Raw genomic sequence first — 21,233 nt, 5'->3', positions numbered from 1 at the left:
GGGCGATGGCCCGCCTGAGTGGTTGGCTGGACTATGCCTAGGTCACCCGTAGCGAGTTCAAGCCGAACACGAAGCTGAAGACCCGGAAGTCCACCTGCTCGTACGGGTCGGCCAGGGCGAGGCCGGGGAAGCGCTGGAGCAGGAGGGGGAAGGCGATGCGCATCTCCATCCGCGCCAGCGGCGCCCCGAGACAGTGGTGCAGGCCGTGGCCGAACGCGACATGACCGGCGGCCTCCCGGGTGACGTCGAGCCGGTCCGGGTCGCCGATGAAGGCAGGGTCGCGGTTGGCGGCGGGAAGCGAGCAGATCACCATCGCGCCCGCGGGGATGACCTGCCCGGCGATCTCCACCTCGGTCGTGGTGATGCGGGGCGGAGGCGACTGCGAGATGGACAGCCACCGCAGCAGTTCCTCGACGGCGGGCTCGATCCGCGCCGGGTCCTCGCGGATCATCGCGAGTTGATCCGGGTGCCGCAGCAGGGCCAGGGTGCCCAGGCCGAGCATGTTCGAGGTGGTCTCGTGCCCGGCCAGCAGCAACTGCCCGGCGACACCGATGAGCTCGTCGGTGCTGAGATCGTCGCCGTGCTCCCGCACCAGCATGCCCAGCATGTCCTCGCCCGGGTCGGCCTGCGCACGGGCGACCAGGCCGGCCATGTAGGCGCGATCCTCCCTCCGCACCGCGGTCAGCTCCTCCGCCGGCAAGGAGGTGTCCAGCAGGCGTGTGGAACGATCCTGGAACTCGGCGCGGTCGGCATGCGGCACGCCCAGCAGCTCGCAGATCACCAGGGACGGCACCGGCAGGGCGAAGTGCGCCACCAGATCGGCCGGCTTGCCCGCCCGCTCCAGATCGTCCAGAGCCGTCTGGACGATCTCGATGATCCGCGGTTCGAGCCTGCGCATCCGGCGCACCGTGAACTCCGGAGTGAGCATCCGGCGCAGCCACGTGTGTTCCGGCGGGTCCGACCAGATCAGTTGCCCGGCGCGCAACCTGGCCAGTTCGTCGGGATCCAGCGGGACGGCTCCGCGGGGCGGGGTCAGGGCGCTGCTGAACCGGGCCGGATCCGTAAGCACCCGGCGGACGTCCTCGTGGCGGCAGACCAGGTACCCGGGCAGGCCCCAGGGTGTCTCCACCCGGACCACGCCCTCGCCGTCTCGGGCCCGGGCCAGTTCCTCTGCCGGGTCGAGCCCGTTCCGCCTTATCTGAAGCGGCAGTTCGTTCGCTTGCGTCATCGTCCGTCTATCCGTCCCGTGATTGTCTTTGTGCGGTGTGAACTGCGGCCCCACCGTGCGTGGCCGGAGCTTTGTCCGGGTTGCGGACCGCCCGGATCCGCGTGATCCGCTCCCCCACGCATCGCGGTGGCAGGCACCACGGAGTGGCCAACGCCCTGACTACCTCCCTACTCGTCGAACTCGAGGTTCGGGAGATCAGGGCCAGGGCGAAGGCGGCGCCGTCACATCGAGGTGTCGCACCCTCGGCTGTCGATCTGGAGGCCGTGCCGCCCGCGTAGAAGGCCGGAAAAGTTGTCGCTCATATCCAGGCGACGAACGGGGCGGCCTCCCTGGGACACCTCGGACCCGGGGAATTCAGAGCTGTTCGAGCCGGCGTTTCAGGTCGAGGCGGTCTACGGCACACCGCGCGGCGGGCGGGGGTGCGTCCCTTCGGGTTGCCCATGAAGCGCCCGGAGGCGAAGCCGGGAACGAACGATCTTGACCTGTGATGAGGGCAGGCCAGCATCAATCCGCCGGGGAAGCAGGTAGGCAAAGGCAAGGCCCTGCCGCCGGCGAACAGGCAGGGCCGGCCTGTTCAGGCGACGACAGGTTCGCCGCTCAGCGCGACACCGGCCCGGCGCAGTTCGTCCAGTGCGGTGCGCGTGGTGTCGGCAGCGACGCCGGCCGTGTAGTCGAGCAGGACCCGCACCGTGAAGCCCGCGCGCGCTCCGTCCAGTGCCGTGGCCTTCACGCAGTGATCGGTCGCGATGCCGACGACATCGAGTTCGGCGATGTCACGGGCCTTCAGCCAGGCGGACAGTGTCGTGCCGTCCTGGGTCGAGCCCTCGAATCCGCTCTTGGAGGCGGAGTGAGCGCCCTTGAAGAAGACCTCGTCGACGTGCCCGGAGTCGACGGCGGGCGCGAAATCCGGATGGAACTCGCCTCCCTCACTACCGACGACGCAATGCACGGGGAATGAGTCCTGGAAGTCGGGGTTGTCGGAGAAGTGAGCGCCCGGATCGATGTGGTGGTCACGGGTGGCGACGACGAAGGCATACTGCCCCTCGGCGCGCTGGACCAGGTCGGCGATGGCGGCGGCTCGATCCGCGCCGCCCTTCACCGGAACGCTGCCGCCCTCGCAGAAGTCCTTCTGCACATCGACGATGATCAGTGCACGACTCACGGAAAATCCCCTTCCCTCGGGACACCCTTCCACCGGCGGGCGGGCACACCACACGCCGGACGTTCACCGACCGGCGTGGCGCGCACGGCAACCCGGTTCACCGCTCCAGATCCGGACCGCGTCCACCCGATTGTGACTTTGAGTGCAAGTATCTTCACTATACGCGTTCACGCTCCTCGTCGGCTCAGCCTGGCCGATCGCGGTGTGGCCGATGACCGCGGCCCGCTCGCCGCCACAACAGTGCCCGGACTCCAGTTGGCGCTCGTTGGCGCGGGAAAGGCTTGGGCACCAACTACGCTGAAGATGCGACTCAGGTAAACGCGACCGAAGGAGTCGAGTGACGGTGAACGTGGACCTCGAACACCAGCCCATTCATGACCTCGCCCGCCGGGTCATCCGGTTGGCCGAGGAAACCCAGCGCACCGCTCAAGTGCTCGAACGCCGTCTGGATGCGATGGAACGACGCTCCGGAACCGCCGGCAGAGCCGAACGCATCCTGAGCATTGCCGCCGACATGCGAACGCACCTCGGTCAGGACCGGCTGTCCATTGAAGACCTGTACGCCCCACCTCCGGGAACGACACCAGGGCAAGCCCAGCCTCATCAAGCGACTCAACGACGCGGGCCTCATGGCCGAGTGACCGGCGATTCTTAGGTCTGGCAATCAGCGGTCCGAGATCCACGCAGCCACTGCCCGACCAGTCGAGGTGATAGGCCAAAGGTATCCTGCGCGCCTTGGAACAGGTACAGGCTGTCCGAGGATGTAAAAACCCGAGGGGGACTCCCGCCGGGGCGGGAATCCCCCTCGGGGCGCGTTATGGGCACTTCTTCAGGGTGACCTGTTCGATCTTCGGGGTGGCGGTCCAGATCTTCTTCTTGCCCTTGACCCCTGGCTTCACCTTGATATCCACGCAGTACCATTTGCGGTTCACGATGGTCCAGATGCCGATGTAGTTCGTACCCCTGCAGTGGTTGTTGAAGTAGAACGTCGTGGACAGGGAGCCGTCGGACCACGAGATGTTGAATCGCTTTCCTTTCGGCTTGTTGCACTTCTTGGACTTTCTGTTGACCGAGGACTGTTCGGCGGTCGTGGTGCTGGAATCCGCGAGGGCGGGGGTGGCCGTCACGAAACCTCCCAGCATCATTACGGAGGCGGCGGCCAGGGCGAATGTACGTTGCATGAAAATGCTCCCATCGAGTGGATTTCGATTTCAGGGCGAGTCGGCGTATTGCCGTACGCCGCTCCAACGCGGCCCGGTCGGCGTAGCGGGCGCGTCACAGCACCTCGGAGCCGAGCGGACAGCTTGCGAGCATGGGGCCATACTGGGCGGCTTTGTCCCGGCGGCGAATCCGTCGCGTGACTGTATTTCTTCAGGGCGGGGTCGGCCGCGTAGGCCCCGGCATAGCCGGCACCGACGACGATGCGGTGCTTCATGCGTTGCTCCTGTCGGTTCGCTTGCTCTCGGTGAGTTGACTCGGCCCTGGGTCAGGGATTTCGGATCGAGGTTGCCGTGAGTCTGAGTGACAGTGCGGTCATGTGAGGTGTGTCACCGATCACGGGTGTCACACAACGGCAGCCGCCGACGCCTTGTGCATAGAGCAGGAATTGCGAGGAGCCAGGTATGAAGGAGCGCGGGGATGCGACGACGGGCACAGCCGAGCCGATGGCTGGTGGCGGGACGGACCCGGAAACCGAGGCATTCCTCGCCCACCGCAACCTGCTCGGCTCGGCGGCCGACGCCGAGGACGTCCTGCAGGAAACCTGGCTGCGGTGGGTCAAGGTCGACGTGGGGCAGCTACGAGGAGATCGCGGCCGCCGTCGCCTCCGAACTCATCCGCGCGAGGCTGTCCCTCCGGCGGGTGCTCATTCGTCAACCGCATATGAGCACAACCCCGTACCTCCTCATGGAGCGGCCAGGCACGGCCCTGACGCACGCGTCGCACGGTGCGCTGTGGCCAGGCCGAGGCGGGCAGCAGCGGTGATGTTCGCGACCGTACCGGAGTTGGTGCGCTGACCGGGCGCGACGACCCATAGGGGCTCCCTTTGGCCGAGATCTACGGAAGAAATGCGGAGAAGGCCGTCATCGACGCGGTGCTTGCCGGCGCGCGCGCCCGCGAGAGCGGGGTCGTGGTGGTGCGCGGCGAGGCGGGAATCGGCAAGACGGCGCTGCTGGAGTACGCCGCGGCCAGCGCCACGGGCATGCGAGTGCTGCGCGGCACGGGCATCGAATCGGAGGCGGAGCTGCCGTTCGCAGGGCTGCACCTGGTGCTCGCTCCCGTGCTGCACCTGCGCGGAAGGCTGCCAGGGCCGCAGTCCGCGGCGTTGGGTGCGGCGTTCGGCCTGGCTGACGAGGCCAGGGGCGACCGATTCCTGCTCGGGCTGGCCACCTTGTCGCTGCTGGCCGAGGCGGCGGCGGCGGATCCCCTGCTGGTGCTGGTTGATGACGTGCAGTGGCTGGACCGGTACTCGGCTGCGGTGTTGTCGTCGGTGGCGCGCCGGTTGCGCGCCGAGGGCATCGCGCTGCTGTTCGCCGTGCGAGACGGCTACCCGATGCCCGTACAGGGCGTACAGGGCGTACTGGACCTGCGGCTGACGGCTCTCGACCGGGACTCCGGCGCCGCGCTGCTGGGGGACCTGGCCGGTCATGTAAAAGACCACCTCCTGGCCGAGGCCGAGGGCAACCCGCTCGCCCTGCTGGAATTGGCGGCCACCCTCACGCCCGAGCAGCGCGCCGGTGAACTCCCCGGCACCGCCCTCCACCTGCACCAAGGCCCGATGTCCGGACAGCTGGAATCGGCCTTCGCCCAGCGCGTCAGAGCGCTGCCCGAGCGAACCCGGCTGTTGCTGCTCGCCGCGGCGGCCGACGACAGCGGCGATCTGCATCTCCTGCTCACGGCGGGCCGGCAGTTCGGCGCCGACGTCGCCGACCTGGAGCCTGCCGAGCACGACCGGGTGATCCACATCTGCGGTGACCGGTTGAGCTTCACCCACCCGCTCTTCCGCGCCGCCGCCTACCGTTCGACGTCGCTGTCGGCCCGCCTGACCGCTCATGCCGCGTTGTCGGCGGCGTTCAGGCAGGGCGGCATGGCCGACCGCAGCGCGTGGCATCGCGCCGCCGCCGTCCACGGCACCGACGAGAGCGTGGCCGCGGAGATGGAACACACCGCGGAAAACGCCCGCGCCAGAGGTGGCCACCAGGCGGTGGCCACCGCCTACCATCGAGCCGCTCAGCTCACGCCCGACCCGGGGCAGCGCGCCCGGCGCCTGGACGCGGCGGCACAGGCCGCGCTCGATGCCGGGATGACCGCCTTCGCGACCCACCTGGCCGATCGCGCCTGGCCGCTCGCACGTGACCCGCTGGTACGCGCCGGCCTGGCGATGGTCCGCGCGGCCATCGCCCAGGAACAGGACCTGCGGGCGCGGCCGGAGGAGATGGCCGAGGCCGCCGCCGGGCTCGCCGAGCAGGCTCCCGACACCGCCGCCACCATGCTCCTCTTCGCGTTGATCAGCACCTGGAGCGGCGGCGAGCCGTACCACACGCCCCAACTCGCCGCCAGCACGGCCGCCGTGCCCCGCTCCTCACCCATGCTGGCCGACGTCACCGCGGCGGTCTCTCACCTCGCCGGCGAGCGATTGGCACAGGCCATTCCCCACATCAGATCGCTCACCCAGCAGATCTCCGGCACCGCGAACCTGGCTATCTGGCAGCGCATGACCCTTCAGTGGTGGTTCCTGTGGCTCGCCGACATCGACGCGGCTCAGGAAGGCGCGGCGGCCTTGGCCGACCGGTGCCGGGCCCAGGGCAACATCGGCATGCTGCCCCGCGCCCTGCTGCACCTGGCGCGCAGCCAGTTGCTCCTCGGCCGGCACCGGGACGTGCTGTCCACGGGCGAGGAGGGCCTGCGCGTCGCGCATCACACCGACCAGCCGCACTTCGCGGGCCACCACGCCGGCCTGCTGGCCTGCGTGGCGGCGATCGAAGGCGACCAGGAGCGGTGCACCGAACTGACGGAGGACGTCCTCGCCGGCGGTGTGAGCGAACGCGGCATCGAATGCGTCTACGCCCGCGCGCTCCTGGACCTGGGACTCGGACGACACGAGGCGGTGCTGCGCCGCTTCGCACAGGTTCCCGAGGCTCTGATGCGCCACCATCCCGCCATCGATCACAGCCTCGGCACCGCCACCCTCGTGGAGGCAGCGGTCCGTCAGGGCCGTCCCGACCTCGCCGCGGCCCATCTCGCCCGGCTACGGCGCTGGGCACAGGCGACGGGCCGGCCATGGACCCTGGCCATCGCGACACGCTGCCAGGCGCAGCTGGCCGACGGCGAAGAGGCCGAACGGCGATACGAGCACGCCGTACGTCTGCACCGGCAGGACGACGCGTACGTCTTCGAAGCGGCCCGCACCCACCTGCTCTACGGAGAGTTTCTGCGCCGCAAGCGGCAGCGCAACAAGGCCCGCCCGCTCCTGCGATCCGCGCTCGACACCTTCGAACGACTCGGCGCGCTGCCCTGGATCGACCGCGTCCGCAGCGAGTTGCGCGCCACTGGTGAGACCTCCCTACCCCAGGAGCAGGTGCCCGGCCTGCTGGACCGACTCACCGCACAAGAGCAGCAGGTGGTCAGGCTGGCCGCGGCCGGGCTCAGCAACGCCGGCATCGCGGCCCGCCTGTATCTCAGCCCTCGCACCGTCAGTTATCACCTCTACAAGGCCTATCCCAAACTCGGCATCGGCTCGCGCAACGACCTGGCCCGCATGGACCTCGACCCGGACGGATGAGGGTGGAAGGCGCTCTCGCCTGCCGTGACAGCTCGTCCAGTTTCGGTCAGGTCAGGACGAAGGATCAGGGGCCGCGTTCTTCAGAATTCCGGAGCCGCAGATCCGCCTGAACCCGGTCACCGATGTGCGTGACCAGCTTGAACAGGTCCGGGCAGTACACCGACGGGTTGAGATACCCCGTACCCTCGCCGTAGCGGTGGGCGTAATAACCGCCGCCGCACACCCGCGCCACCGGACAGCTCAGGCAGGTTTCGCACAGCGCGGCCACCCCCGCCTGACGTGCCGCCATGCCCGGATGCTCAAGCGCCCGGTCGAAGGGATGGTCGAAGACGTTCAGCCCGGTCCCGGCCGCACCCTGGTAGCCCGACTTCAGCGTGTCCACCTGCTCGATGGTCCCGTCGGTCTCCACCACGACCAGCACGTTCGGCGACAGTCCCACGGAGTCCACCCGGCTCTGCCCGCCGAGCACCAGCTGGATGATCGACTCGAAGAACCGCACACTCGTCTCCTGCCGGGGCGCGCCGTACCAGCGCTCGAACACGGCGATCAGCCAGTCGGCGTACGGCGTCGCCTCCGACCCCGCCGCGCGCAGTGGCGGCGGCGCGGACCAGGTGCCGTCCGGCAGCAGGAAGTCCACGACCGGCGGCTCGAACTCCAGCAGCGACTCATACACCCGCACCGGATCGTTGGCCACGTCGACCACGCAGTACAGGTGCGAGAACAGCTCCCGGTACGGCTCGGCACACAGCCGCCGCAGCCCAGCGGTCACCTCAGCGTGGCTGCCACGGCCGCCGGCGTGACGGCGGTGCCTGTCATGCGCCCGCGCGTCCCCGTCGAGGCTGACCCCGACCGCGATGCCCTCGGCCAGCAGCATGTCCAGCACCTCGCCGGTCAGCAGCGTGCCGTTGGTCTGCAATCGGAAGCTGAGTTCGGTGACGGACGGGAGCGCGGCGCGGATGCCACGCGCGGCGCGGGCGACGGCCTCGCGCCCGGCCAGCAGCGGCTCGCCGCCGTGGAAGACGACGTTGACGTACTCGACGTCGTGCGCCGTCACGTGCTCCGCGATGCGGAACGCGGCGCGCTCCACCGTGGCTGAGTCCATCTTCCGCGGACGGTCCCGCCACGACTGGTCGGCCATCTCGTAGACGTAGCAGTAGTCGCAGGCCAGGTTGCACCAGCCGTGCAGCTTGAGTGAGAACTGCTGGAACGGTACCGGTCGCCAGGCCCCGCTTTCGCGCGCGGCCACGCTCCATTCCTCGGTGGGCCACATCATCAGGGTCCTTTCGCTGCCGGACGGGCGCGGCGGCCGGCCGCCGCGCCCGCTCTCTTCTGGGCCTACCGGTTGTGCTTGCCGGCCAGGATCTTGGCCTCGGGCTCGGCCGCTCCGAGCCCGGCCAGGACGTTGTCCAGGACGGAGCCGGCGGTCGAGACGGCCACGGTCACGGTCTCGGTCACGCCCTGCGCGATCAGCGGGGCCTGCGGGGCGAGCGCGAGCGACGCCGCGGCCGCCAGCGCGACCACGATCCGCTTGTTGTTACCCTCGGCGTGGGTGACGTCCATAAAAATCCTCCTTGTCGGAACGACTTGCGGGGCCGAAAGCCGACGTCGCCGCCGCCCCCAGCACACATAGAGCAGTCCTCATGCGCTCGCTCAAGTCATGAACGACGGGCCTATCGGCTTGGCGCGCCATCAACGTAGCAACGCCGCACAGGCTCGCGAATCAGTCGGCTGACTGGGGCCGGTGCTCGTTGTAGTGGCCGCTCGTACTCGGCCGGGACCTGCCGGCCGGCCCGGGTTCAGGGCTTGATCAGCGATCCGTACGCCGCGCGCACGTCCGACGTGGACGACTTGACGAACTTCTCCGGGGGCGGGCCGACGTCGATGCCGCTGAAGGAGGTGTAGTAGATGCGACGCGGGCAGCTGGAGCCGCCGATCTGCACGCTGCGCGGGCCCACGCGCTTGCCGGTTCGCACCTCGAAGACGCGAACGGGGATCTTCCGCTTCCTGAACGTCACGTTCTGGACCCCGCCGATGGCGAAGGTGGAGTTGTAAGGGCAGGTTCTGACCGCGGCCCCGTCCTTGGTGTCGCCGGCGCAGATCACCAGCACCGCGTCGGCGGCGTCCTTGGCCAGCCACGAGGAGGGCAGCTTCTTCTTGTGGTCGCTCCTGCCGAACATCATCGCGCGGTGCGGCCCCTTGCCCCGGTAGGGGTCCGCGCCGCGATAGGGAGCGGGATCGGCGCAGTACTTGGGCTCGTCACCGGAGCGGGCTTTGAGGAGCCGCCGTACGTTCGCAAGCTCGATCTGCAGGCCGGCCCGCTCCTTCCCCTTCTTCGCCCTGGCCGCGAGGTCGTCCTTGGGATACTGGTCGAGCAGTTGCTCGTACTGCGCCCGAGCCTGCTTCCAGTCCTTGTCCTGCGCGAAGTCGTCGCCGCATTCGACGATCGCCGCGGGCGCGAGCTTCGGGACGACGTCCGCGGCGCGCTCCAGCAGGCCGTCGCCGTCCGGACGCTTGGCGAGCCAGTCGGTGATCGTCCTGGTGTCGCAGGCGTCCTTGGCGGGCAGGCCGCCCAGGAACCCGTCCAGGACCTTGCCCACCTCGCTCTCCTGGCCGGTGAACTCCCCGAGGACCTGCGACAGGTGACCGAAGCCCGCCTCCAATGCCTTGGTGTCGCCGGTCAGGGCGGTGTTCAGTTCGCTGACGGCCTGCGCGAGGAAGAGGTCGGCCCTGCGCCCCTCCACGCCCTGCCACAACGCCCCGGGATGAGCGCGGTAGGTCTCGAGCGTGCCGGCGGCCAGCGGCCGATCGCCCGCGGCCTGCCGCCCGGCCTTCACCAGCAGCTCGCAGGCCCCGCTGCTGTCCTCGGCCCGGGCGGTCAGGGGGGCGTCGGCCACCCGGTGCCCGGCCCACAGTCCTCCCAGGGTCGACAATGCCCGCATGCAGTCGCCCTGGCGGTGGGCCGCTGCGGCGTCCTGTTCGATCCGGGAGGCGTCGAACCGCAGATACCCGACGGCCAGCAGCACGACGAGGGCCGTACCGAGTCCGACGATCCGCTGCCGCCGCACCCGCCCGCGCTCCTCCGCGAAGGCCGCCGGCCCGGTGCCCAGCATCGACCAGGTGGGCGGTACGGGCCCGGCATTCTGCACCGGCTTGCTCCGTCGCAGTCGCCCGCCCGCCAGCCACCAGCCGTGCGCGATGGCACCAGCCCACCACAGGAGCACCACACCCTGGAACCAGGCGACGCGCGCGACCAGGACGAGCAGGGCGAGGAGCACGACCGTGACCGCCCCGGTGCTAAAGGCGAGCCTGCGCCGCCCCATCATCAGGTAGCCGACACCGAGCAGTGAGGCATTGCCGAGCGCCACGGCTAACGGATCGAAGGCCGGCTCCGGTCGAGGCGAACGGTCACCGGGGTTCACCCGTATCGGATCCATCGTGGCGCCTTCCTCGTATGAACGGCTCACTGCCCAGTTCAATCCGCCACCATTGTCGGCACCCCGGCGTGGGAGGGGTCCCGGCGATCGTTACCTCCAGCGCCACTGTGCCCGTCCGTGCAGTTCAAGCGGCACGTGAGTACTCGTGAAGGACTCCACCGAGCCGGATCGGTGGGCGCGTAGCGGAGCCGCCCGAGCCCGGGCTTGATGGGCCCGATGTCGGTTGTAGAACGCGAGCACTCGCCGACCGCGGTTTCTGGCGCCGGGAACCTGTCTGATTAAGGCACCTGAGTTATTTCGCATTAAGAGCGTTGACGAGATCCTTTTCGGATATTTACCGTCACGGAACATGCTGCGGAGTGCCCTCCGGCACACGCCACCCCCCAACAGAAGAGGCGAGCATGCACCGAGCGGACGCGGCGCGGAGAAGAAGAAGACGGGCAGTACTGCTCTCGATGACGGCTGCCGTCATAGTCTCGGGAGGAACCATGGCGGTCCCCGCCCAGGCCAAGGAGCCCGTCCCCGGCGCTCTGGCCGAGGTCGCCGAGGCGGGCGCTCAGGTCGTGACGTCGCCGAACGGGGATCTGCGGGTCGCGATCACCACCGTGGACGGACGCCTCACCTACAGCGTGAACGGCCGGGGCAAGGCTCTCGTCGGCGCGTCAGGGCTCGGCGTGGATCTCGCGGGACGCCCCAGCCTCACGCAGGGCATGAGCATCGACTCCGTCGAACGGCGCACGATCGACGAGACGTGGAAACCGGTCTGGGGGACGTCGAGCAAGGTCAGGAACCACGCGCGCGAGCTCACCGTCCACGCGGTCCAGGCCGGCACGGGGTTCAGGCTCGATCTGGTGTTCCGGGTCTTCGACGACGGAGTGGGCTTCCGCTACCGCTTCCCCGAACAGAGCGGTCTGGACGCCTACACCGTCACCGCCGAGCAGACCGAGTTCGCCCTCGACCCCGCCGCGCGGAGCTGCGCCTCGCCCCCCAGGTCGGGGTATCGCTATTTGTCGGATTTTGCGTGGTTGCTGGCTAGATGGCTATGTGCTCTTTGTCCGGCAAGCATTAGTTAGAAGTGTCTTATGTGAATTAATCGTCATTCACGATCGTCTCCGCATAGGTGCATAATCTTGGCGCTGGTCTTAGTTTCGCGCGTCTCTTTGTAGGGGTATTTCACACCAGCGTCGCTACTTCAGCGGATCAAGTCATCGATGCCGCGATCCTGTATTTTGGGCGATTTGGGGGGGGTTTAGTGGCCGTTTCTAGTGCAGTTTCTGATAGACGCATAGATAGGCGTGCACCCGTCCGGCAGGGCGTCCGGGTCGTGCCCATACTGGGGCCGGCCTTCGTCGCGGCGATCGCGTATGTGGATCCCGGAAATGTCGCCACCAACCTGACCGCGGGCGCGACCCTCGGCTACATGCTGGTGTGGGTGGTCGTGGCGGCCAGCCTGGTGGCGGTCCTGGTGCAGTTCCAGGCGGCCAAGCTCGGCATGGCGACCGGCCGGAGCCTGCCGGAGCTGTGCCGCCGAAGGTTCAGCACGTGGGGCAACCGGGTGTTGTGGCTGCAGGCCGAGATCGTCGTGCTGGCCACCGACCTGGCCGAGTTCGTGGGCGCCGCGATCGGCCTGCAACTGCTGTTCGGCATGCCGGTCGCGGCGTCGGCCGGGGCAACTGCCGTGGTGTCCCTGCTGCTGCTGGAATTGCGGCGTCATGGGCGGACCCGCCCCTTCGAACTGGCGAGCGCGGCGGCCCTGCTCCTGGTCGGCGCAGGAGTCGGCTACGACATCGTGTTCGTGGGTCACCAGTCCGCCGGCGACCTGGCCACCGGCTTGATCCCGAACCTGGGCGGCGACGGGGCGTTGCTCCTGGCCATGGGCATCGTCGGCGCCACGGTCATGCCGCACGCCGTCTACCTGCACTCGGCGCTCGTGCAGGGGCGCGGCATCTCCACCCAGGACGCCAGGCGCCAACCGGCCCTGGTCCGCCGGATCCTGCGGCTGGACTGCTCCCTCGCGCTGGGCCTGGCCACGATGATCAACGTCTCGATGATCGCCCTCGGCGCCGGGCTCGGCGCTGCCACCGACGGCGCCTGGACCGGCGATCTGGTGGCCGCGCACGGCGAACTGGCCACCCGGATCGGCGGGGCCGCCGCCCTGGCGTTCGCCATCGCGCTGCTGTCGTCGGGGGTGTCTTCCACAGGGGTCGGGACGCTGGCCGGGGACGTCGTGATGCGGGGCTTTCTGGGCCGGCGGGTGCCCGTGCACGTGCGGCGGATCATCACCATGGCCCCGGCGGTGCTGGCCCTGCTGGCCGGCGCACCCTTGACCGGCCTGCTGCTCCTCAGCCAGGTGGTCATCTCCCTCGGCGTGCCCGTCGCGCTGTTCCTGCTGGTCTACTTCTGCCGGGACCGCACGCTCATGGGCTCGCTGACCAACGCCCCGCTCACCACCGCGATCGCGGCCACCGCCGCCGCGGTGGTCGCCCTGCCGGCCTGTTGCCTGTCTGTCACCTGGCTGTTGTGAGGCAGTCCGGCAGCCGAGCCGCTGTCCGCCCGATCCCATCCGCAATGATCCGAAAGGACGATCACATATGACCAAGCCCATGGAACAACGCATCCCGCATCCGCAGCGCGACGGCAAGGGCGGCCTGGACACCGGGCCCCGCAACGTCCAACTGGACCTGCAGAACCCCGACCTGCTCACGCCGCCGGAAACCGACCACGGCACCGTTCCCAACATGAAGTTCTCCTTCTCCATGGCGCACACCCGCATCGAGGAGGGCGGCTGGACGCGCGAGGTCACCCAGCGGGAACTGCCGATCGCCACCACGCTGGCCGGCGTGGACATGAAGCTCAACCCCGGCGCCTACCGCGAGCTGCACTGGCACAAGGAGGCCGAGTGGGGGTACGTGCTGGAGGGCAGTTGCCGCATCGGCGCCGTCGACCAGGAGGGCCGCAACTTCCTCGACGACGTGCAGAGGGGCGACCTGTGGTTCTTCCCCAAAGGGGTGCCCCACTACATCCAGGCGCTGGAGGAGGGCGTGGAGTTCCTGCTGGTCTTCGACGACGGCGGATTCTCCGAGAACTCCACCTTCATGATGAGCGACTGGTTCGCGCACACGCCCAAGAGCGTCCTTGCCAAGAACTTCAGCTGGACGCCGCAGCAGATGGCCAACATGCCCGAGAAGGAGAAGTACATCTTCCAGGGCCAGGTGCCGCCTCGCCTGGACTCCGACCGGATCGTCAGCCCCACCGGCGACGTACCCAGCACCTTCAAACACCGGATGCTCGCCCAACCGGCGCAGCGGTTCTCCGGCGGGACCGTCCGCATCGTCGACTCCACGATCTTCAAGGCGGCCACCACCATCTCGGCCGCTCTCGTGGAGATCGAGCCCGGCGGCCTGCGGGAGCTGCACTGGCACCCGACCGACGACGAGTGGCAGTACTACATCTCGGGTTTCGGGCGGATGGGGGTATTCGCCAGCTCGGGTCTGGCCCGCACCTTCGACTTCCAGGCGGGCGACGTCGGCTATGTGCCGTTCGCCTACGGCCACTACGTCGAGAATCTGGGCAAGGAGCCACTGGTCTTCCTGGAGATGTTCCGCAACCCTCGGTTCGAGGACATCTCGGCCACCCAGTGGATGGCCAACCTGCCACCTCAGGTCAGCGCGGACACCATCAACATGCCCCGCTCCATGATCGAGGCGCTCCCGCAGGACAAACGCCCCGTCGTCGCCTGAGCCGGCACCGCAAGACGGTTACATGACGCCCGGCCCGCGGCCGCGCATGCGACGCCATGGGGCTTCACGGGGTCACCTGCTGTCGTATGCCCTCCGTGGACTCGCGCGCGACCAGCCGGTGCGGGGCCAGGTGAACCTCGAACGGCAGGGGCTCCTCTGAGTGGATCCGGGCCGCCAGGCACTTCACGGCCAGGGAGGCGATCGCGGCCTTGTCGGGGATCACGGAGGTGAGGGAGGGCGTGCTGTAGAGCGCCTCCTCCGAGCCGTCGATGCTGGCCACGGCGACCTCCTCGGGGATGGTCATGCCCGCTTCGTACAGGGCCCGTTGCGCGCCGACCGCCAGCAGGTCGGTGAAGCAGAAGACGGCGTCGGGGCGGTCGCCGGGCGGCAGGGAGGTGAGGGTGCGCATGGCCATGAGGCCGTTGCGGCGGTCGAACCTCTTCACGAAGGGCGCGAGCCGGGGGTCGTAGGTCAGCCCGGCATCGTGCAGAGCTCGTTGGAAGCCTTCCAGGCGCTGGCGGCTGGTCGCCGACGCGTGTGCCTGCATGCCGATGGCGGCGATCCGGGTGCGGCCCAGAGCGGCCAGGTGCGCGGTGGCTTCGCGGGCCGCCTCGACGTTGTCGATCAGGACATGGTCGGCGGCGACTTGGTCGCGCTCGTAGCTGCGCTCGCCGAGCAGTACCAGGGGGAACTCGTTGGACGCGGAGGCGAGTTCGCCGAGCGGGACGTGCAGCGGCGAGAGGATCACGCCGTCCAGCAGCGCCGCGCCCACGCCGGTGGCCAGGCGCAGTTCCTCCGTCGCGTCGCCCATCGTCTCCTCGATGAGAACGGTGAGGCCCAGCTTGGCGGCTTCCGCTCTCACGTGCTGGGCGAGCTCCGCGAAGTAGGGCGTCGCCAGGTCCGGGACGCAGAGGGCGATCAGACCGCTGCGGCCCGTCCGAAGGCGACGCGCCGACGGGTTCGGACGGTAACCCAGCTCGCGCACGGCACGCATCACCCGTTCCCGGGTGGTTTCCGACACCCGCGGAACATCGCGTACAACGTTGGACACGGTCTTGATCGACACTCCTGCGCGAATCGCCACGTCCTTGAGTGTCACTGCTGCCACCGACCAGCCCCCATCATCTGCGTCTTCCCAGATTATGCATGACCGGATGGCAGGTGTCAGTGCTCGCAGCACGCCTCGCCCCGCGTCCGACGGGGGGTTGACTCCAGAGATTTCCGGCTGTTACAACGTTGGAATGCGTCGTTAACTGCAGCGTCGGTGGCAGTTTCGGGCGGCCCGCCGCATGCTGCGAGCCGAGACTGCCTGCCCGGAAAGAACAGGGCGGCGTTCCACTCAGCCTGCCTCACGAAGGAGGCCCCATGACTTTGGCACTGACCCATGCCCACGGCGACCGCATCACCGTGGTCCACGAGGCGAGCGGGACAGAGTTGTTCTCCTACGTCTACCGGCCCGAGGCCGCATGGGAGGCGCCCAAGCCCTACCTGCACCCGGTCCGGACCCTGTCCGGCGGGCTCGTCACCGACTACCGCCCCAACGACCACCGATGGCACAAGGGACTGCAACTGACGGCTTCTCACCTGTCAGGTCAGAACCTGTGGGGCGGCAACACGTACGTGCACGGCGAGGGATACCTCAAGCTGCCGGAGAAGGTCGGCTCGATGGCCCACGTCGCCTTCGAAGAGGTGTCCGCCGAGGGCGACCGCGCCGTCATCGCCGAGCGCCTGACCTGGCACCCGTACGACGGTGAGCTGTGGGCCGAGGAGGAGCGTCGCGTCGAGGTGCGCGACGTCGACCCGGAGGCCGGCACCTGGTCGTTGGTCTGGACGTCGGCGGTGACCAATCGGCGTACCGAGCCGCTGCGTTTCGGCAGCCCCACCACTCATGGCCGCCCCGCGGCCGGATACACCGGACTGTTCTGGCGCGGGCCACGCGCCTTCCGCGGCGGCCGCGTCTTCACCGCCGAGGCGGACGGCGGCGACCTGATGGGCAGCCAGGCTCCCTGGCTGGCATACGTCGGCGAGCACGACGGACGCGACGGCCATGCCACGGTCGTCTTCGAACATGCCCCGGCCAACGACCACGCCGGCGAGAAGGGAACGCACCCGGCGCACTGGTTCGTGCGCAGCGACCCGTTCGCCGCGGTCGCGCCGTCCTGGGCATTCCACGAGGAGCTGGTCCTCGCCCCCGGCGACACGCTCGCCCGCGGTTATCGCATCCTCGTCGCCGACGGCGCCTGGGACCGCCGGCGGGTCGCCGCGCACCTGGCGGGGCGCGCATGGTGAGCGCGACGTACGAAGGGTTCCCTGCGGCGGTCGGCGTGTCCCGGCTGCGCGTGTACGACTGGCCCACCGTCGACGGCCGGCCCGGCGGTGGCACACCGCACCTGCACCTCACGTGCAGCGAGGGGTACGTGGTGACGGCGGGCAGGGGAAGCGTGCAGACGCTCACCACCTCCGGCTACCAGGAGACGCCCCTGGAACCGGGCGTCGTGGCCTGGTTCACGCCCGGCACGATCCACCGCCTGATCAACGAGGGCGGCCTGGAGATCGTCGTTGTCATGCAGAACAGCGGTCTTCCCGAGGCGGGGGACGCGGTGCTGACCCTGCCGCAGGACCGTCTCACGGACGCCGGGACGTACGCCGACGCGGTCCGCATCCCCTCCGGCGTCCCCGAGGCCGAGCAGGAGCAGGTCGCCCGCGCCCGGCGCGACCTGGCAACCCGCCGTTTCCTGGAGCTGCGCAAGGCCACCGAGGGCGGCGACCCGGAGCCGCTGGCGGCCTTCCAACGCGCGGCCGCCGAGCTGGTGCGGCCCCGGCTCGACGCCTGGGAGCAGCGCTGGCGCGACGGGGCGCACGCCGCCGCGACGGTGACGCAGGCCCAGCTCGGCGCTCTGCGCGGTGGGCAGGAGCGGTACCTGGCCGAGGCCCGGGTCGTCGCGACCGGTCCCGGCGCGCGCGGACGCTTCGGCATGTGCGGCCGCCTGGACGTCTACCCGGACATCTGACAGTGCGCCTGTCGCCCGCGAGCGTGAAGGACCCGGCCGCACACCCGTGTCCCCGCTCCTCATCCCCCCACGCTCCGACCCGGAAAGGCCCTTATGCCCGAGCCCCGAAGCGGCCGGCGCCGACCCCCCGGCCGCCGTGCCGTCCTGGCCGCGGCCACCGCCGGTCTCGCCACCGTCCTGGTGTCCACCCTCACCGGGTGTTCCGCCGCGGACAGCGGATCAACCTCCCAAGGAGTCACCCTCACCTTCTCCTGGTGGGGTAACGACAACCGCGCCGAGCGTACCAACGAGGCCGTGCGGCTCTTCGAGAAGGAACACCCCGGTGTCACCGTCCGCACGTCGAACTCGGACTTCGGCTCCTACCTGCAGAAACTGGCCACGCAGGCCGCGGGCGGCGGCATGCCGGACGTGGCCCAGCTCGACTACCGCCAGATCTCCCGGTACGCGGGCAGCGGCGCGCTCATGCCGCTGGGCGAGGCCATCGGCAACAAGACGATCCGTACGGACGAGATGGATCAGCAATTCCTGCGCACGGGCAGCTACGAGGGCGGACAGTACGCCCTGCCCATGGGCCGCGGCATCACCGGCTACGCCTACGACTCCGCCCTCTACGACAAGGCCGGCGTCCCCGCGCCCCAGCCGAGCTGGACCTGGCAGGACTGGGAGAACGCCAACAAGAAGATCGCCGCCCTGGGCCTGAAGAGCCCGGACGGGCGTCCCGTCACGGGCGCCAACGACGGCGGGGGCAACCAGGACGTGTTCGAGACCTGGCTGCGCAGCCGCGGCGGACAGCTCTACGCCAGCCAGACCCGGCTCGGGTTCACCGAGGACGACCTCGCCGAGTTCTGGGCGTTCTGCGACAGGCTGCGCAAGGAAGGCGCCATTGCCGCGGCCGAGGACACCACACAGGCCAACAGCACGGAGAACAGCCCCATCGGCCGTGGGCTGGCGGCCGCCGACTTCACCTGGGATGCGCCGTTCCCCGGGTACACGAAGCTCCTTGGCGAGTCCACCCACTTCGCGCCGGTCCCCTCGACCGACGGCCGCGCGGGCTCGTACTTCAAGCCCTCCATGCTCGTGGGCATCTCGGCCAACACCAAGCATCCCAAGGAGGCGGCCCAGCTGATCGACTTCCTCCTCAACGACCGGCGGGTGGGCGACATCCTCGGCTTCACCCGGTCCACCCCGCCCAACCGCGTGATCGCCGCCAACGTCGCCAAGACCCTCAAGGGCCCGGAGCTGGAGATCTACCAGTACGCCCAGATGATGGAGAAGTACGGCCTCGACGCACCGCCGACCGCGCCGCCGCCGGGCGACCTCCCGATCAATACCGCCTTCAAACGCAACTACCAGCGCGTGATGTTCGGGCTGGCCACCCCCCGGCAGGCGGCGCGTGAACTCATCGAAGAGGCCAACCGGGAGCTGAGGGCATGAGAACCCTGTCGACCAAGGCGCCCGAGAGCGCCGCCGGGACGACCGGCCCGCGCGCACCGTCCAGGCGGCACCGCCCGGTGCGTGAGAAGCAGTGGCCCGCCTACGTGTTCCTGTCACCGTGGATGATCGGCGCGGGCGTGGTGACCCTGCTGCCGATGGCCGTGTCCCTGTACCTGTCGTTCACGGACTACAACCTGTTCGATCCGCCGCAGTGGGTGGGCCTGCGCAACTACGTCGAGATGCTCTTCGAGGACCCCCGGTACTGGCGGTCGGTGGGCACGACCCTGCTGTACGTCCTGGTGGCCGTCCCGCTGAAGCTCGCCCTCGCGCTCGGTGCGGCGATGCTGCTGAAGAACCTCAACCGGGGCCGCGGCTTCTACCGTTCCGCGTTCTACGCCCCCTCCCTGCTCGGGGCGAGCATGTCCATCGCCCTGGTGTGGCGCGCGCTGTTCAACGACGGCGGCACGGTGCCCGACGTCCTGGACGCGGTCGGCATCGACACCGGCGGCTGGGTCGGCAACCCCCACCTGGCGGTGTACGTGGTCGTCCTGCTGACGGTGTGGCAGTTCGGCGCGCCCATGGTGATCTTCCTGGCGGGGCTGCAGCAGATCTCGCCCGATCTCTACGAGGCGGCGGCTCTCGACGGCGCGGGCCCATGGCGGCAGTTCATCGCCGTCACCGTGCCGATGTTGTCGCCGGTCGTCTTCTTCAACCTGGTGCTGGAGATCATCAACTCCTTCCAGGTCTTCACCCCGGCCTTCGCCGTCAGCAGCGGCGACGGCGGGCCCGCCGACTCCACCTTGTTCTACACGCTGTTCCTGTACGAGCGCGGCTTCACCGCCTCGCACATGGGCTACGCGGCGGCGATGGCCTGGCTGCTGCTGATCGCCATCGGCGTGATCACCCTGATCCTTTTCAGGACGTCCCGGTCCTGGGTCTTCTACGCGGATGAGGAGGGACGATGAACATCGCCACGAAGCGGTGGCTGCCGCACACGATCGCCCTCGTGGGCCTGCTCGTCCTGCTGTATCCACTGGCCTGGCTGCTGGCCACGTCACTGAAGCCGGCCGACGAGGTGGTGACCAGCCTCGATCTGTGGCCCAGCTACCTGGAATGGTCGAACTACACGACGGCCCTGGAGGGCGTGTCCGGCATCTCCGTCACCCAACTGCTCTCCAACACCCTGCTGATCGCGGTGGGCTGCGTCATCGGCAACGTCCTGTCCTGCTCGCTGGCCGCCTACGCCTTCGCCCGGCTGCGTTTCCGCATGCGCAAGGTGATGTTCGCCTTCATGGTGACGACGCTGATGCTGCCGCATCACGTCGTGCTGATCCCGCAGTACATCATCTTCAACCGGCTCGGCCTGGTCGACACGTTCTGGCCGCTGATCCTGCCCAAGTTCCTGGCCACCGAGGCGTTCTTCGTCTTCCTCATCGTGCAGTTCATGCGCGGGCTGCCGCGTGAGCTGGAGGAGTCCGCCCGAATCGACGGCTGCGGCGCCTTCCGCACGTACTGGGCGATCACACTGCCGCTGAGCCGGCCCGCGCTGATCACCACGGCCATCTTCACGTTCATCTGGTCCTGGAACGACTTCTTCACCCAGATGATCTACCTGTTCGCGCCCGAGAACTTCACCATCACCCTCGCCCTGAGCAGCTTCGTCGACCAGTCCAGCACCTCCGCCTACGGGCCCATGTTCGCCATGTCAGTGATCTCCGTGCTGCCGATCGTGCTGTTCTTCTTCGTGTTCCAGCGCTACCTGGTGCAGGGCATGGCCACCTCCGGGCTGAAGGGCTGAGGCGCCATGTCCCGCGTACCGACCGCGCCTCGCCGCGACCGCCGGGAGCCCGGAGAGGTCTTCGGGCCCGGCTTCACCCTCTTCGCCGACGTGCTGCTCGTCGGCGTGCTCACCAGCGCCGCCAGCTTGCCGGTCGTCACCGCCCCTGCCGCGATCGCCGCCGCGGCGGCGACCCTGCGGCAGAGCGCGGTCGACGGCGTGCCGGTGAGGTTCGGCACGTACACCGGCCACCTGCGCGCCCGCCTGTCCGCGGGCACCCTGGCCGCCGGCCTGGCCGTGCCGCTTCTGGTCGTGGTCCTGCTGATCGACGCCGCTCTGGTGCGCAGTGGACTGCCCGGCGCGAACATCGTGGCACCCGCCCTGGCCCTGCTCGCGCTGGGAGCCGCAGTCGTGGGCCTGCGTGCCGCCGCGCTGGAAGCCCCGCATCAGGTGTCGCTACGCGAAGGGCTGATCCGCTCGGTCGCAGACCCGCGTGGCACCCTCCTCCTGGCCTGCGCCGTGCTCCTTGCCGGGCTCCTCGCCTGGTCGATCCCGCTGCTGATCCCGCTGTTGCCCGGGCCGCCGGCGTTCGCCGCGATCGCGGTGGACCTCCGCTTCACCGCAGGCCGGCAACCAGACTGAACCGCCGTGGACTCCTTCGGCCGCC

At 69.2% G+C, this 21,233-nt stretch carries 19 protein-coding genes; 11 read left to right on the top strand and 8 right to left on the bottom strand.

Features of this window, described 5'->3' with window-relative positions; genetic code table 11:
• Positions 1 to 37: 37 nt before the first annotated feature.
• The 4 genes from ACFOY2_RS40920 to ACFOY2_RS40905 form a co-directional block, all read right to left on the bottom strand.
• A complete protein-coding gene (locus tag ACFOY2_RS40920; protein ID WP_379533506.1) occupies positions 38 to 1,228 on the bottom strand; it encodes a cytochrome P450 in 1,191 nt (396 codons plus the stop codon).
• Between the two features lie 574 nt (positions 1,229 to 1,802).
• The gene (locus ACFOY2_RS40915) at positions 1,803 to 2,390 is read right to left on the bottom strand and encodes an isochorismatase family protein (RefSeq protein WP_379533505.1); all 588 of its coding nucleotides are present in this window, start codon (positions 2,388 to 2,390) and stop codon (positions 1,803 to 1,805) included.
• Between the two features lie 310 nt (positions 2,391 to 2,700).
• A complete protein-coding gene (locus ACFOY2_RS40910) occupies positions 2,701 to 2,916 on the bottom strand; it encodes a hypothetical protein (protein WP_379533504.1) in 216 nt (71 codons plus the stop codon).
• Between the two features lie 289 nt (positions 2,917 to 3,205).
• Entirely contained in the window at positions 3,206 to 3,571 is a 366-nt protein-coding gene (locus ACFOY2_RS40905; RefSeq protein WP_379533503.1) for a hypothetical protein, read from the bottom strand.
• A gap of 441 nt (positions 3,572 to 4,012) precedes the next feature.
• On the opposite strand from ACFOY2_RS40905, the gene ACFOY2_RS40900 reads away from it, so the two are divergent.
• Positions 4,013 to 4,405 (top strand): hypothetical protein, encoded by a 393-nt coding sequence (locus tag ACFOY2_RS40900; protein WP_379533502.1) that lies wholly within the window; start codon positions 4,013 to 4,015, stop codon positions 4,403 to 4,405.
• A 29-nt stretch (positions 4,406 to 4,434) separates the two neighbouring features.
• Positions 4,435 to 7,170: a helix-turn-helix transcriptional regulator gene (locus tag ACFOY2_RS40895; RefSeq protein ID WP_379533501.1), complete on the top strand. Its 2,736-nt coding sequence runs from the start codon at positions 4,435 to 4,437 to the stop codon at positions 7,168 to 7,170.
• A 64-nt stretch (positions 7,171 to 7,234) separates the two neighbouring features.
• Here ACFOY2_RS40895 and ACFOY2_RS40890 read toward each other — a convergent pair whose 3' ends face one another.
• The 3 genes from ACFOY2_RS40890 to ACFOY2_RS40880 all read right to left on the bottom strand — a co-directional run bounded on the left by ACFOY2_RS40890 (position 7,235) and on the right by ACFOY2_RS40880 (position 10,535).
• Positions 7,235 to 8,443: an FxsB family cyclophane-forming radical SAM/SPASM peptide maturase gene (locus ACFOY2_RS40890; RefSeq protein ID WP_379533500.1), complete on the bottom strand. Its 1,209-nt coding sequence runs from the start codon at positions 8,441 to 8,443 to the stop codon at positions 7,235 to 7,237.
• Positions 8,444 to 8,505: 62 nt separating this feature from the next.
• Positions 8,506 to 8,730, bottom strand: coding sequence for a hypothetical protein (locus ACFOY2_RS40885; protein ID WP_379533499.1), 225 nt, complete (start codon positions 8,728 to 8,730; stop codon positions 8,506 to 8,508).
• Between the two features lie 236 nt (positions 8,731 to 8,966).
• A complete protein-coding gene (locus ACFOY2_RS40880; RefSeq protein ID WP_379533498.1) occupies positions 8,967 to 10,535 on the bottom strand; it encodes a tetratricopeptide repeat protein in 1,569 nt (522 codons plus the stop codon).
• Between the two features lie 557 nt (positions 10,536 to 11,092).
• Between ACFOY2_RS40880 and ACFOY2_RS40875 the strand changes: the two genes are divergently transcribed.
• The 3 genes from ACFOY2_RS40875 (at position 11,093) to ACFOY2_RS40865 (ending at position 14,344) form a co-directional block, all read left to right on the top strand.
• Positions 11,093 to 11,677 (top strand): glycoside hydrolase family 97 N-terminal domain-containing protein, encoded by a 585-nt coding sequence (locus ACFOY2_RS40875; RefSeq protein ID WP_379533497.1) that lies wholly within the window; start codon positions 11,093 to 11,095, stop codon positions 11,675 to 11,677.
• Between the two features lie 251 nt (positions 11,678 to 11,928).
• Entirely contained in the window at positions 11,929 to 13,128 is a 1,200-nt protein-coding gene (locus tag ACFOY2_RS40870; protein WP_379533496.1) for an Nramp family divalent metal transporter, read from the top strand.
• 67 nt (positions 13,129 to 13,195) lie between these two features.
• Complete coding sequence (locus ACFOY2_RS40865) at positions 13,196 to 14,344, top strand: oxalate decarboxylase family bicupin (protein ID WP_379533495.1); 1,149 nt, start codon at positions 13,196 to 13,198, stop codon at positions 14,342 to 14,344.
• Positions 14,345 to 14,408: 64 nt separating this feature from the next.
• Here the strand turns inward: ACFOY2_RS40865 and ACFOY2_RS40860 are convergent, their stop codons facing one another.
• A complete protein-coding gene (locus ACFOY2_RS40860; protein ID WP_379533494.1) occupies positions 14,409 to 15,452 on the bottom strand; it encodes a LacI family DNA-binding transcriptional regulator in 1,044 nt (347 codons plus the stop codon).
• A 257-nt stretch (positions 15,453 to 15,709) separates the two neighbouring features.
• On the opposite strand from ACFOY2_RS40860, the gene ACFOY2_RS40855 reads away from it, so the two are divergent.
• The 6 genes from ACFOY2_RS40855 to ACFOY2_RS40830 all read left to right on the top strand — a co-directional run bounded on the left by ACFOY2_RS40855 (position 15,710) and on the right by ACFOY2_RS40830 (position 21,208).
• On the top strand, positions 15,710 to 16,633 hold the full coding sequence (locus ACFOY2_RS40855) for a DUF6807 domain-containing protein (protein ID WP_379533493.1): 924 nt from the start codon (positions 15,710 to 15,712) through the stop codon (positions 16,631 to 16,633).
• Complete coding sequence (locus ACFOY2_RS40850; RefSeq protein WP_379533492.1) at positions 16,627 to 17,355, top strand: cupin; 729 nt, start codon at positions 16,627 to 16,629, stop codon at positions 17,353 to 17,355. Before ACFOY2_RS40855 ends, ACFOY2_RS40850 begins: the two co-directional genes overlap by 7 nt.
• A gap of 93 nt (positions 17,356 to 17,448) precedes the next feature.
• On the top strand, positions 17,449 to 18,789 hold the full coding sequence (locus ACFOY2_RS40845; RefSeq protein WP_379533491.1) for an ABC transporter substrate-binding protein: 1,341 nt from the start codon (positions 17,449 to 17,451) through the stop codon (positions 18,787 to 18,789).
• A complete protein-coding gene (locus tag ACFOY2_RS40840; RefSeq protein ID WP_379533490.1) occupies positions 18,786 to 19,754 on the top strand; it encodes a carbohydrate ABC transporter permease in 969 nt (322 codons plus the stop codon). Before ACFOY2_RS40845 ends, ACFOY2_RS40840 begins: the two co-directional genes overlap by 4 nt.
• Complete coding sequence (locus tag ACFOY2_RS40835; RefSeq protein WP_379533489.1) at positions 19,751 to 20,587, top strand: carbohydrate ABC transporter permease; 837 nt, start codon at positions 19,751 to 19,753, stop codon at positions 20,585 to 20,587. Before ACFOY2_RS40840 ends, ACFOY2_RS40835 begins: the two co-directional genes overlap by 4 nt.
• 6 nt (positions 20,588 to 20,593) lie before the next feature.
• On the top strand, positions 20,594 to 21,208 hold the full coding sequence (locus tag ACFOY2_RS40830; RefSeq protein WP_379533488.1) for a hypothetical protein: 615 nt from the start codon (positions 20,594 to 20,596) through the stop codon (positions 21,206 to 21,208).
• Positions 21,209 to 21,233 lie beyond the last annotated feature (25 nt).

It is taken from the genome of Nonomuraea purpurea (assembly GCF_042650645.1).
GTDB lineage: Bacteria > Actinomycetota > Actinomycetes > Streptosporangiales > Streptosporangiaceae > Nonomuraea > Nonomuraea purpurea.
This window is presented reverse-complemented; position numbering and strand designations above follow the sequence as displayed.